A 12,410-nucleotide genomic window follows, 5' to 3' on the forward strand; every position below is an offset into this window, starting at 1 on the left:
GAGGGGGGCCGCGGCGGGCCGCGGCGGCTGTGCTAGGCGGGTCGGTGGTCGGCGCCGAGCCTGGGGAACGGGGCGAGCGAGAACAGGACCTCCACCGGCACCTCGAAGTGCTGCGCGATCCGCAGCGCCAGGTGCAGGCTCGGGCTGTACTCGCCCCGCTCCAGGTAGCCCACCGTCTGGTAGTGGACGCCGAGCGCGTCGGCCAGCTGCCGTCTCGAGATCCCGCGTTCGGCGCGCAGCATCGCGATCCGGTTGTAGACGGACTCGTTCATCCCCTAGTAGCCCCGCGACATGATCCGTTGCTTGCTGGCCTGCACCGTCGAACCGGACTCGCGCCGCGCCATCCGCCGCAGCACCGCCGGCGCCAGCAGCATGCCGGCCACCGCCCACGCCCCGATCACCCCGGCAGCCTGCCACAGCCGCCACTCGCCGCCGAGTTCGGCCGCCGCCGCGGCGTCGGGCAGCAGTGCCGCCCGCACGCCGTGTCCGAGCCAGTACATCGGGAACACCTGCGCCACGGCCTGCAGCCAGCCCGGCATCGCGGTGACCGGGTAGAAGATCCCGGAGATGCCGACCAGCCCGCCGAGGATGAGGAACGTGAGCCCCGTGCTCGACGCCGACGACCTGGTCCGCGCGCCGATCATCGCGCCCCACGGCAGCACCGACGCGAGCCCCAGAACGACCACCCACGCCAGCACGAGCCAGTCGACGGTGAGGTCGTCGACGATGATCCGGCCGGCGGCGAGCATCACCACGATCGTGATGAGCGCGGTCGCGGCGGTGTAGACGATCCGCGAGACCAGGTACCCGACGATCCCGTTCGGGGTCGCCTTCGCCCGCAGCAGCGTGCCGTCCTCCCGGTCGTAGGCCAGCGAGCTCGACATCGCGAGGAACCCGCCGTAGGCGATCATGAGGCCGGCGAGGCTCGGCAGCGTGAGCGCGGCCAGCGGCAGCGTCGTTCCCTCGACCGTGGAGTCGCGCTGGAACCACAGCACCACGACCAGCGATCCGATCACGATGAGGTTGAACGCCCACTCCTGGAAGTCGGCGAGGCCGTGGCGCAGCTCGATGATCCCGCGCGCCAGCCCGGCCCTGATCGCGGCGCTCACGCTGTGCCTCCGAAATCCCGCACAGGCCCGCGGCCTGAACGCCTCCGCTCCGCTACGGCGCTCACGCCGCGACCGTCTCGTGTTCCCGGACCATCTTCATGTACGTGTCCTCCAGGCTGGCCCGGCGTACCTCGAGGTCGCCGATGCGGTCACCGTGCTGGGCGAAGAGTTCCCGCACGAAGCGGGTCGCGTCGTCGGAGGCGTGCACGAAGCGCTCGCCGCCGCGGGTCCAGCGCACCTCGGCGCGCGTCGACACCCGGCGGGCCAGCTCGTCGGCGCTGCCGTCGGCGACGATGCGGCCCCCGGCCAGGATCAGGATGCGGTCGGCCAGCTTCTCGGCCTCGTCGAGGTCGTGGGTGGTGAACAGCACCGTGGTGCCGTTCATGTCGGACAGGCGGTGCACCAGGTCGTGGAAGTCGCGGCGGGCCTCCGGGTCGAGGCCGGCCGTCGGTTCGTCGAGGAAGAGCAGCTCGGGACGCCCGACCACGCCGATCGCGACGTCGAGCCGGCGCCGCTGCCCGCCTGACAGCGTGCCGATCTTGCGGTCGACCAGCCCGGTGAGGCCGACGGCGGTGATCAGCTCGTCGACGTCGTACGGCGCGCCGTAGGGCACGTAGTACCGGGCGAGGTGCCGCAGCAGCTGGCCGACCCGCCAGCGGCGATGGTCGCGCCACGACTGGAGCACGATCCCGAGGCCGGCGCGCCACCGCTCGTCACCGTTCGCGGGATCGACCCCGAGCACGGTGACCTTTCCGGCGGACCGCAACCGGAAGCCCTCGAGGATCTCGATCGTGGTGGTCTTGCCGGCCCCGTTCGGGCCGAGCAGCGTGACGACCTCGCCCCGCGCGACGCTGAAGTCGACCCCGTCGAGCACGTCCACGTCGCCATAACGCATCCGGAGATCACTCACTTCGATCACGGTCATGCCTCATCTTGTAGTACACCTGCTATAGATCGCAAGACCATCATGAAGATGGGAGACTGATCAGCGTGAGCGAGGCGGTCTCGGCGTGGGCGCCGCTGCGCGTCGCAGCCTTCCGCAGCCTGTGGATCGCCCTCCTGGCGAGCAACATCGGCACCTGGATGCAGCTGGTCGGCGCCCAGTGGCTGCTGATCGACGAGCCGAACGCGTCGACGCTGGTCGCCGTCGTGCAGACGTCGCTCATGCTGCCCGCGCTGCTGCTGTCGCTGCCCGCCGGCGCCGTCGCCGACTCGTTCGACCGCCGCCAGCTGCTCATCGTCGTGCAGGCCTACCTGCTGATCGTCGCGGTGGTGATGACCGGGCTCACCGCCGTCGGCGAGATGCCACCGGCCCTGCTGCTGACGCTGACGTTCGGCCTCGGCGTCGGCCAGGCGCTCACACTGCCGGCCTGGCAGGCGCTGGTGCCCGAGCTGGTGCCGCGCGACCAGCTGCCGGCGGCGTCGGCGCTCGGCGGCATCAGCGTCAACGCCGCCCGCGCGATCGGCCCGGCCATCGCCGGCCTGCTGATCTCGCACGTCGGCGTCGCCGCCGTGTTCGGGTTCAACGGCGCCGCCTGCCTGGTCTTCGCGCTCGTCCTCGCGCTCTGGAAGCCCGACCGCAAGCGCCGCGACCAGGCCCCGGAGCGCTTCACCTCGGCCCTGCGCGCCGGCGACCGGTACGCCCGCCACTCGCCCGTGGTGCGGCGGATCCTCCTGCGGGCCTCGCTGTTCCTGGTGCCCGGTACCACGCTGTGGGCGCTGCTGCCGCTCGTGGCCAACAAGCAGCTGGGCATGGGGTCCAGCGGCTACGGCCTGCTCCTCGCGGCGCTCGGCATCGGCGCGATCGGTGGGGCGCTGGTCACCTCGTGGGCGCGCGCCCGCTGGCGGGGCAACCTCCTGCTCATGGTCACCACGCTCGGGTACGCCGCCTGCATGGCGGTGGTGGGGCTCTCGCGCAGCCCGGTGGTGGTGCTGCTCGTCCTGCTGCCGGCCGGCGCCATCTGGACCGCCGTGCTGTCGAGTCTCAACGCCGAGATCCAGATGTTCCTGCCGAGCTGGGTGCGGGCCCGCGGCATCGCCGTCTACCAGGTGGTGTTCGCCGGCAGCCAGGCCCTCGGCGCGCTGGCGTGGGGCCTGGTCGCCGACGTCGTCGACCTGCCGGTCACCCACCTCGTCGCCGCCGGGCTCATGGTCGTGGGCGGGCTCACCGTGCGTCTGTGGCCGCTACGGGACGTGCGTGGGCTCGGTCGCGAGCCCGCCGTCTACTGGCAGGAGCCGGAGCTGGTGGTCGAGCCGGCCGCCCACGACGGCCCGATCCTGGTGACCGTCAAGTACCTGGTGCTGCCCAAGTTCCAGGAGGCGTTCCAGATCGCCATGGACAACGTGCGCCTGGCCCGGTTGCGCACCGGCGCCACGCGGTGGGGCCTGTTCCGCTCCGGCGAGGAGAAGGACACGTTCGTCGAGGTCTACCTGATACCGACCTGGGACGTGCACCTGCGCCAGCACCACGGCCGCCTGACCGAGAACGACCGCCTCAACGAGGAGCGCGCCCACTCCCTGATCGAGGGCGACCCCCAGGTGACCCACCTGCTCCCCACCGACGCCGACTGACCCCCGCCGCCCCCGCCCCGGGGCGCAACCTCAGCCGTCGATCTTGCAGTTGTGGCCCCGTGTATAGCCCGATATAGCGCGATATGAGGGAGGCCACAAGTGCAAGATCGGCGGGGAACTGGCGGAGCCGGCGGGGAGCTACGTGACCCTCGTGATCTCCACCCGGACGCCGAGGTGGCTCGACGGCGGGCCGTGGTAGACGCCCTTCAGCGGCGGTACGTCGTCGTAGTCGCGGCCGCGTGCCACCACCACGTGCTGGGGGCCCACCGGGACGCCGTTGGTCGGGTCGTAGCCGACCCAGTCGCCGCACCACCACTCGACCCAGGCGTGGCTCTGACCCTCCACGGTCTGGCCGATCTCGGCCTCCCGCTTCGGGTGTAGGTAGCCGGACACGTACCGGGCCGGGATGCCGCGCTGCCGGAGCAGGGCGACGGTCAGCTGGGCGATGTCCTGGCAGACGCCCTTCCGCAGCGTCCAGGCCTCCTGCGCCGACGTCTGCACTCCGGTCGAGCCCGGCACGTACTCCACGTGCGAGCGCACGAACGAGGCGATCTCGAGCGCCACGTCGGACGGTGATCCGTCGAACGACGGCAGCACCGACGGGTCGACCGTCGTGCGCGGGGTGGCGGCGAGCAGCTCGGCGTGCTCGTCGGCGGCGGCCGCCAGGACCGACCAGTCCGCGGACACCACCGGCGCCGGCGTGTCGGTCTCCACCAGGCTCGACGCGACGACCTTCAGCTCGCCGTGCTGCCGCTGCAGGTCGAACGCGGTGACCAGCGTGCCCCAGTAGTCGTAGTACCGGTACAGGGACGCGGCCGGGTGCACCTCGACCTGGCTGAACAGGGTCACCTGCCAGGGCAGGGTCATCGGCGTCAGCCGGGCCTCGTTGTAGGACGTGTGCGCCTGACCCTCGTACGTGAACCCGGTGACGTGCCGGATCCGCAACCGCCACGCCACTAGAAGACCTCCTCGTGCGCCCACGACACCGGCGCCGACTCGGGGAAGTACCGGTCGGTGACCGCCGCCGAGGCCGCCGCGCACGCGTCCTTCAGCCGTTCCAGGTGCACGGGCAGGTCGGCCAGCAGCGAGCCCGACTCCGTGTACTCCAGCCGGGTGCGCACCTGGCCGATCGGCCGCCGGGCCGCGTCGTGCACCCCCGCACGCTCGACGAAGGGGTCGAGTTCGAGCAGGCACTGCTCGGCGGTGGTCAACGCGTGCAGGGCCGACCGGGGGAACAGCCGGTCGTGCAGCAGGAACTCCACGACGCGGTCGGCCCGGACGGTGCCGCCGTGCGTGCGCAGGAACGACTCGTCGGCGCCGCACGCGCGCAGCACCGTGCGCCACGCGGGATGGTCGGGCCGGGCCTCGACCTGGATCGACAGCATCCGCGCGGTCATGTCGACCCGCTCCAGCGAGCGGCCCAGAACCAGGAACCGCCAGCCGTCGTCGCGGCTCATCGTCGACTCGGCCAGCCCGGCCAGCACCGCGGCCCGCTCGCGCACGAACGCCAGGTACACGGCCGGGCCGAGGCGGTCGGCGGCCAGGCGGCGGGCGGGCAGCGAGTGCCAGGTGACGTTCAGGCACTCCCACATCTCCGAGGAGATCGTCTCCCGGGCTCCGCGCGCGTTGTCGCGCGCCGCCGAGAGGGCGCCGGCGATCGCGGACGGGTTGTCGGCGTCGAACGCGAGTACGTCGAGCACCGCCGCGGCGGTGACCCGGCCCTCGCCGGGCGCCGGCGCGCCGAGGATCGACAGCATGGCCCGGCCGCCGCGGTCCTCGTCGGACCAGGGATCCTCGAGGAGCCGGGCGAGCCAGGCGTCGAGGATGCGCGCGGTGTCGTCGGCGCGCTCCACGTACCGGCCGATCCAGAAGAGGGACTCGGCGATGCGGCTCAGCACGTCCCCTCCTGCTGTTGCTGTTGCTGCTGTTGAGCCGCGATCGCCGCTCCCGCCGGTCCCACGTCTCTGAAGTCCGGAGCGGCCGGAACCGCAACCGGAGCGACGGCCGGTACCACCGCGGGCGCCGGCGAACTGGCGGCGAGCACCCAGGTGTCCTTGGAACCGCCGCCCTGGCTGGAGTTCACGACCAGCGCGCCCTCCGGGAGCGCGACCCGGGTGAGGCCGCCGGGCAGCAGCCACACGTCGTCGCCGTCGTTCACCGCGAACGGGCGCAGGTCGATGTGACGCGGCGCCACCCGGTCGCCGACGAGGGTCGGCGAGGTCGACAACAGCACCGGGCGCTGGGCGATCCAGCCGCGCGGATCCTTCTCCACGGCCTCCCGGAGCGTGCAGAGGGTCCGCTCGTCGGCCCTCGGACCGATCACGATGCCCTTGCCGCCCGAGCCCTCCACCGGCTTGAGCACCAGCTCGTCGAGCCTCTGCAGCACGTCCTGGAGCACCTCGGGGTCGTCGAGCCGGTACGTCTCGACGTTGTCGATCAGCGGCTCCTCGTGGAGGTAGTAGCGGATCAGATCCGGCACGTACGTGTAGATGAGCTTGTCGTCGGCGACGCCGTTGCCGATCGCGTTGGCCAGGGTGACGTTCCCCGCCCGCGCCGCGTTCACGATGCCCGGCGCCCCGATCACCGAGTCGGGACGGAAGTGCAGCGGATCGATGAAGTCGTCGTCGACGCGCCGGTAGACCACGTGTACCGGCTGCTCGCCCTGGGTGGTGCGCATGTACACCCGGTTGCCGTGGCAGCGCAGGTCGCGGCCCTCGACGAGCTCGACGCCCATGAGCCGGGCGAGCAGCGCGTGCTCGAAGTAGGCCGCGTTGTAGACGCCGGGCGTGAGTACCACGACGCACGGGTCGGTGACCCCGTCCGGCGCCGCCTTGCGCAGCGCGGCGAGCAGCCGGGCCGGGTAGTCGTCGACCGGGTACACCGGCGCCTCGGCGAACAGCACCGGCATCGTCTGGATCATCGCGCGCCGGTTCTCGATCACGTAGCTGACCCCGGACGGGATGCGCAGGTTGTCCTCCAGCACCCGGAACCGGCCCAGCTCGTCGCGCACCAGGTCGACGCCGCTGACCTGCACCCGCACGCCGTTCGGCGGGTTGATCCCGTACGCCTCGCGCCGGAAGTGCGCGGAGGTGTAGATCACCTTCTTCGGTACCAGGCCGTCCTTCAGCACCTGCGCGGTTCCGTACAGGTCCGCGAGAAAGGCCTCCAGGGCGAGGACCCGCTGGCGCACCGCCCGGGTGAGCAGGTCCCACTCATGCGCGTCGATGATGCGGGGGATCAGGTCGAGCGGGAACGGCCGCTCCTCACCCGCGTAGGCGAACGTGACCCCGCGGTCGGTGAAGACCCGGGCCAGCTGGTCGGCGCGGAACCGCAGGTCGGACGTGGCGAGCGGCTGGATGGTGGCGAACACCGACTCGTACGCCGGGCGGGGCACGCCGGGCCGGACGAACATCTCGTCCCACGCCGCGGACATCGGGTAGGAGTCGAAGATGTCCGCCATGGCCGAAGCGTAATGAGCTTCTGTTACGAATCAATCCCCAGTTCACGGCGGAGTTTCGCCACGTGACCGGTGGCCTTCACGTTGTACATCGCCCGCTCGATCTTGCCGTCACCGTCGATGACGAACGTCGACCTGATCACGCCCTCGACGGTCTTTCCGTACAGCTTCTTCTCGCCGTAGGCGCCGTAGGACTTGAGCGTCTCCTTGTCCGGATCCGACACCAGCGGGAACGTCAGCATGTCGCGCTCGCGGAACTTCGCCAGCTTCGCCGGCTTGTCGGGGGAGATGCCGACCACCTCGAAGCCCTGCGCGTGCAGCGACTGCAGCGAGTCGCGGAAGTCGCACGCCTGCTTGGTGCAGCCGGGCGTCATCGCCGCCGGGTACACGTACAGGATCACCCGCTTGCCGCGCAGGTCGGAGAGGCTGAGCTGCTCCCCGGTGTCGGTGGTGAGGGTGAACTCGGGCGCGGGATCGCCGGTCTGCAGGGTCATGCTCCGCAATCTACCCGGCGCTACTGATGCGCTCGCTCCGCTCGCGCGGGCCTGGGGCCTTTTCGGCATCGCCTTCCCTCGTCGCTCCGGTCGCTGCGCTCCCTGCTCTCCTCGGTCCAGGCGACGCCAGCCCCAGGCCGCTCCCTGCTCTCCTCAGTCCAGGCGATCCCGGCCCCGGGCCGCTGCGAATAAGGTGGCGTGGTGACACTGGAGGTCGACGGGGTGACCTATGCCTACCCGGACGGCCGGGTAGCCCTCAACGGCATCGACCTGTCCCTCGACAAGGGCGAACGGGTCGCGCTCCTCGGCCCCAACGGTGCCGGCAAGACGACGCTGGTGCTGCACCTCAACGGCGTGCTGCACGGCGGTGCCGGCACGGTCACCGTCGACGGTGACCGGGTCGACCCGGCGGACCGGAAGGGGCTCGCCGAGATCCGCCGGCGCGTCGGCATCGTCTTCCAGGACCCCGACGACCAGCTCTTCCTCCCCACGGTCGAGGAGGACGTCGCGTTCGGCCCGTCGAACCTCGGCCTGCGCGGCGAGGCGCTGGCCGAGCGCGTGCGGGAGGCACTGGACGCCGTGGGCATGGCCGGGCACCGCGACCGCGCCCCGCACCACCTGTCGTTCGGCCAGCGGCGGCGGGTGGCCGTCGCCACGGTGCTGGCGATGCGGCCGTCGATCCTGGTGCTCGACGAGCCGAGCTCGAACCTCGACCCGGCGAGCCGCCGCGAGCTCGCGACGATCCTCGAGTCGCTGCCGGTGACGATGCTGATGGTCACCCACGACCTGCCCTACGCCCTGCAGCTGTGCCCCCGCGCGGTGATCCTCGACGACGGCCGGGTCGTCGCCGACGGCCGCACCGCCGACCTCCTCCGGGACACCGAACTGCTGGCGAAGCACCGCCTGGAGTTCCCGTACGGCTTCGCCGTGCGGGAATGATGTCGACCTATGTCGATCACCGCCACCCCGGTGCCGGTCCGTTCCTGCTACCCGGTGCGCGTCGTCGGAGCGGTCTGCGCCGTGGGCGCGCTGGTCGCCTGGGCGTGGACGCTCACCGAGCTGACCCCGCACATGCCGCGGATGCACGAGATCGCGCCGATGCCCGGTGGTGACGGCGAGCTGTTCCTCTGGGTGGCCGAGCTGCGGTGGGGCGCGATCCTGCTGGCGGCGCTCGGCCTGATGGCGGTCGCGATGCGGCCCGTGGCCGGGATCGCCGGTGCCGCGGCGCTGGTGGTCGCCGACGCCTTGGTCGAGCGCTCCGGGCCGGCCGGGAAGCTGGTACCGGGGTCTCCGTGCTGCCCAGCACGGTGGTCGCGGCGCTGGTCGGGCTGAGGTGGGTCAGTCGCCGATCCGCACCCGCTGGGTGACCGTGGCCTGGTCGATGTCCGACAGCCGTAGCGTGATCTTGATGTCCCAGTCGCCCGCCGTGGGGAACGTCGGTTCGGCGACCGCGTGGTCGGCGGTCACCGGGAGCAGCGGGATGTCGAGCGCGTCGATGCTGCCATCGGCGGGGGTGGCGGTGACGGTCCACTCGACCACGGTCTGCGGCTCGCCGTTCGGGTTGTACGCGTACAGGTGCATCGAGTTGCCGCCGGTCCGGGCCGGGTCGAGCTCCATCCGCACCCGGTAGAGGTCGGTGCTGAGCGTCACCGAGTAGGGCTCCGGCGGCGCGTCGGCCGCGCTGCGCGCCGGAGGCGTCTGCACCAGGGCCGCCGCGACCGCGAGCACCACGCCGGTGATCGCCAGCTCGGCGAGGATCGACCGGCGCAGGGGCTTCACCGGCGGCTCGTCGAGCTCCTCGTCGTCGTCGGCGGGCCCGCCGGCGCCGACCAGCGCCTTCCGCGCCGGCGCGAGCACCAGCCGCCGCGAGAAGTAGGCCACCACCAGCACCAGGGCCAGCAGCGCGACCTTCGCCAGCACCAGCCGGCCGTACCGGGTGTCGAACAGCGGCCCGAACGACGCCACCTCGATGATCGCCTGCGCCACGCCGGTCAGCGAGAGCACGATCACCGACATCATCGCCCAGTTCGACCACACCGGCAGGATCGCGCCCAGCTCGCGGGCGTTCGCCTTCGGCAGCAGCACCGCGACCAGGACGACCAGCCCGCCCAGCCACACGCCCATCGACGCCAGGTGCGCCGCGTCGGCCACCAGCGACACCGCCGGCGCCGGCGACACGCCCGCGTGTCCGGACAGCGGCCACGTGCCCAGCCCCACCACCGCGAAGAACGACACCACGGCGAGGTCGATCGTCGACGGTCCCTGTGGCCGGACGAACGGGCGCAGCAGCACCGCGATCGCGGCCAGGACGCCGAGGCGCACCGTGTGGGTGGTGCCGTACGACCCGCCCAGCGCGTTCATGATCGCGTCGGCGTCGGCGCCGAACAGGCCGGTGCCGGCCGTGTAGGGGCCCTGGAGGTACATCTCGGCGACCGTGCTGAACGCGAGCAGGCCGAGCCCGGTCGCCACCAGCTTGGCCGGCACCCGGCGCGAGAGCCGGGCGGGCCAGAGCCGGGCCAGGAACAGCATCGGACCGATCAGCAGCACCAGGCCGACGTAGCCCAGGTAGCGGACGGCGCCGAGCGCCCAGACCACGGCCGGGTCGGCCTTCGTGACCGCGGCCTCGCCCTCCTGCGGCGGGTCGATCGACGGCGCGCCGACGTGGAAGACGAAGCTGCCCCCGATCGGGTGGCTGTCGGCCGAGATCACCCGGAAGGTGACGAGGTAGGTGCCCTTGCCGGCGTCCCGGCCGAGCGGGATCACCAGCTTCGTGCCGTTCGAGGTGGGCGACCCGCCGTTCACCACCGACCGGTCCGGCCCGATCACCTTGATCCGCGCCGGGACCGGCCGGACGGCCTCGGTGAACGTGAGCGTGATCTGGTCGGGTGCGCTGGCGAGCACCTGGTTCTGGGGCGGGTCGGTACTGGCCAGGGTCGCGTGCGCCGCCGCCGGCGACGCGCCCACCAGGGCGAACGCGAAACCGAGGAGCACTCCGACGAGTACACCCAGGCCGAACCTGCGCGAGCCGCGCCCGATCACCGCACCGCCACTTCCTCCCGCCGGCCGTGGCCCGGCTGGTTGGGGGTGGGGTTGCCGGGCCGGTACGCCAGCGCCACGAGCATAGCGGCCGGGACGATCGTCATCAGATGGCCCGCCTGATGGGCGAGCGTCGACTCGCCGCGCGACAGGTCCAGCACGGCCGAGAGCACCAGGCAGCCGGCCAGCACGACCGCCACCGGCGCGTACGGCCGCGCCAGCGCCGGCTTGAACGCGGCCAGCAGGAACGCGACGGCCACCGCGGCCACCTCGTGGTGCGCGTGGGTGCCCTCGAGCCCCAGGACCCCCGGCAGCGCCAGCAGCAGCTGCACCGCGGCGAGGCCGCCGAGCACGAGCCGCAACGCGTCGGTCCACCACACCCGCCTCGCGACCGTCGCGGCGGCGGATGCGGCCCGGTCGGCCGCGACCCGCGCGAGCACCAGCTCGGTGAGGTCGGGCGTCGGCGTCGGCACCCTCGTCATGGCGGCCAGTGCCGACGCCCGCTCGAACCACTCCCGGCAGCCGGCGCACCTGCGGAGGTGGTCGTCGGGGTCGAACCCCGGGTCCTCGCCGTCGAGCCGGGCGGACAGAGCGATGCGCACCTGCGAGCACGTCATGGGATGCAAGTCGACCGGACCGGGCCGAAAGTTCCCACCTGTAGGCTCACGACGTGATCCCGGCCCAGCGTGACGACCTGGAGGCCGTCGCGGCCGCCGCCGCCACGGGCGACCCGATCGCGCAGGGCGCGTTCGTGCGGGCGACGCAGGCGGAGGTGTGGCGGCTGGCCGCCGCGCTCGTCGACCGCGACACCGCCGACGACCTGACCCAGGAGACGTTCCTGCGGGCGCTGAAAGCGCTGCCGTCCTTCGAGGGCCGCGCCGGCGTACGCACCTGGCTGCTGTCGATCGCGCGCCGCACCTGCGCCGACCACCTGCGCGCCACCGTGCGCCGGCGCCGCCTCGGCGACCGCCTGCTCTCCGCCCCGGCCGACCCGGGCCCCGACGACACCGGCCTGGTCGACGCGCTCGACCTGCTGCACCGCCTCGATCCGCCTCGCCGGGCCGCGTTCGTGCTCACGCAGGTCACCGGCCTCTCGTACGCCGAGGCGGCCGCCGTCGAGGGCGTTCCGGTCGGCACGATCCGGTCGCGCGTCGCCAGGGCAAGGGCAGAGCTTGTGGACGCGCTGGGGACATCGCCGCTCGAACCAGCTTCGCGGGGAACCGTGCGGCAACCCTGTGAGAACACACAGGCTGGAACCGATCACGAACCCGCTGCGACCAAGTTGTCGTGAGCGGTTGGGTTCGGCTGGCGGCGCGGTTGCTGCTGGCCGGGGTGTGGCTGGTCGCCGGTGGCACCAAGGTGGGCGACCTGCAGGGGTCGGTCCGCGCGGTGCACGCGTACGACCTGCTGCCCTACGAGCTGTCCAAGGTGGTCGGCGCGGCGCTGCCGTTCGTCGAGATCGCGGTCGGGGTTCTCCTGGTGGCCGGGTTCGCCACGCGGGTCGCGGCGACCGCCAGCGCGGCGCTGCTGGTGGTGTTCATCGGCGGCATCTCGGCGGCCTGGGCGCGGGGGCTGAACATCGACTGCGGGTGCTTCGGCGGCGGCGGCCAGCTCGCCGCGGGTGAGTCACCCTCCTACTTCTGGGAGATCGCGCGCGACGTGGCCCTGCTCGCCGTCGCGGTGCACCTGGTGTGGCGCCCGGTCAGCCGGCTCGCGGTCGACAACCTTTTCGGGACGGAAGAA

Annotated in this window: 13 protein-coding genes and 1 pseudogene; 5 read left to right on the forward strand and 9 right to left on the reverse strand. The window is 72.4% G+C overall.

Annotation, left to right across the window (positions count from 1 at the left end; all coding sequences use genetic code 11):
- Positions 1-32 precede the first annotated feature (32 nt).
- The 3 genes from Voc01_RS34240 to Voc01_RS34250 all read right to left on the reverse strand — a co-directional run bounded on the left by Voc01_RS34240 (position 33) and on the right by Voc01_RS34250 (position 2,034).
- Entirely contained in the window at positions 33-272 is a 240-nt protein-coding gene (locus tag Voc01_RS34240; RefSeq protein WP_203931791.1) for a helix-turn-helix transcriptional regulator, read from the reverse strand.
- A gap of 3 nt (positions 273-275) precedes the next feature.
- Positions 276-1,109 (reverse strand): ABC transporter permease, encoded by an 834-nt coding sequence (locus Voc01_RS34245; RefSeq protein ID WP_203931792.1) that lies wholly within the window; start codon positions 1,107-1,109, stop codon positions 276-278.
- Positions 1,110-1,170: 61 nt separating this feature from the next.
- A complete protein-coding gene (locus Voc01_RS34250) occupies positions 1,171-2,034 on the reverse strand; it encodes an ABC transporter ATP-binding protein (RefSeq protein WP_203931793.1) in 864 nt (287 codons plus the stop codon).
- Positions 2,035-2,099: 65 nt separating this feature from the next.
- Here Voc01_RS34250 and Voc01_RS34255 point away from each other — a divergent pair, with 65 nt between their 5' ends.
- The gene (locus Voc01_RS34255; protein ID WP_203931794.1) at positions 2,100-3,680 is read left to right on the forward strand and encodes an MFS transporter; all 1,581 of its coding nucleotides are present in this window, start codon (positions 2,100-2,102) and stop codon (positions 3,678-3,680) included.
- 138 nt (positions 3,681-3,818) lie between these two features.
- Here Voc01_RS34255 and Voc01_RS34260 read toward each other — a convergent pair whose 3' ends face one another.
- From Voc01_RS34260 to bcp, 4 genes are read right to left on the reverse strand one after another with little or no spacing between them, the layout of a single operon-like run.
- On the reverse strand, positions 3,819-4,637 hold the full coding sequence (locus Voc01_RS34260; protein ID WP_203931795.1) for a transglutaminase family protein: 819 nt from the start codon (positions 4,635-4,637) through the stop codon (positions 3,819-3,821).
- Positions 4,637-5,578 (reverse strand): alpha-E domain-containing protein, encoded by a 942-nt coding sequence (locus Voc01_RS34265; protein WP_203931796.1) that lies wholly within the window; start codon positions 5,576-5,578, stop codon positions 4,637-4,639. The genes Voc01_RS34260 and Voc01_RS34265 overlap by 1 nt, the downstream gene beginning before the upstream one ends.
- A complete protein-coding gene (locus tag Voc01_RS34270) occupies positions 5,572-7,140 on the reverse strand; it encodes a circularly permuted type 2 ATP-grasp protein (RefSeq protein WP_239160670.1) in 1,569 nt (522 codons plus the stop codon). Before Voc01_RS34270 ends, Voc01_RS34265 begins: the two co-directional genes overlap by 7 nt.
- Before the next feature lie 23 nt (positions 7,141-7,163).
- Entirely contained in the window at positions 7,164-7,631 is a 468-nt protein-coding gene (gene bcp, locus Voc01_RS34275) for a thioredoxin-dependent thiol peroxidase (RefSeq protein ID WP_203931797.1), read from the reverse strand.
- Positions 7,632-7,832: 201 nt separating this feature from the next.
- On the opposite strand from bcp, the gene Voc01_RS34280 reads away from it, so the two are divergent.
- Positions 7,833-8,570, forward strand: a complete 738-nt coding sequence (locus Voc01_RS34280; protein WP_203931798.1) for an energy-coupling factor ABC transporter ATP-binding protein — start codon at positions 7,833-7,835, stop codon at positions 8,568-8,570.
- 9 nt (positions 8,571-8,579) lie between these two features.
- Positions 8,580-8,963, forward strand: a complete 384-nt coding sequence (locus tag Voc01_RS34285) for a hypothetical protein (protein ID WP_203931799.1) — start codon at positions 8,580-8,582, stop codon at positions 8,961-8,963.
- A gap of 6 nt (positions 8,964-8,969) precedes the next feature.
- On the opposite strand, the gene Voc01_RS34290 is transcribed toward Voc01_RS34285, so the two are convergent.
- Together Voc01_RS34290 and Voc01_RS34295 are read right to left on the reverse strand one after the other, a co-directional pair.
- Positions 8,970-10,670 (reverse strand): copper resistance CopC/CopD family protein, encoded by a 1,701-nt coding sequence (locus tag Voc01_RS34290; RefSeq protein WP_203931800.1) that lies wholly within the window; start codon positions 10,668-10,670, stop codon positions 8,970-8,972.
- Positions 10,667-11,269 carry a hypothetical protein gene (locus tag Voc01_RS34295; RefSeq protein WP_203931801.1) on the reverse strand — a complete coding sequence of 201 codons (603 nt, stop codon included), beginning with the start codon at positions 11,267-11,269 and terminating at the stop codon, positions 10,667-10,669. Before Voc01_RS34295 ends, Voc01_RS34290 begins: the two co-directional genes overlap by 4 nt.
- Before the next feature lie 68 nt (positions 11,270-11,337).
- Between Voc01_RS34295 and Voc01_RS34300 the strand changes: the two genes are divergently transcribed.
- Entirely contained in the window at positions 11,338-11,958 is a 621-nt protein-coding gene (locus Voc01_RS34300) for a sigma-70 family RNA polymerase sigma factor (protein WP_203931802.1), read from the forward strand.
- A pseudogene (locus Voc01_RS34305) lies at positions 11,955-12,351 on the forward strand (MauE/DoxX family redox-associated membrane protein); the annotation flags it as partial. The gene Voc01_RS34300 and the pseudogene Voc01_RS34305, both read left to right, overlap by 4 nt.
- Positions 12,352-12,410 lie beyond the last annotated feature (59 nt).

The sequence above is a fragment of the Virgisporangium ochraceum genome, assembly GCF_016863655.1.
Lineage (GTDB): Bacteria > Actinomycetota > Actinomycetes > Mycobacteriales > Micromonosporaceae > Virgisporangium > Virgisporangium ochraceum.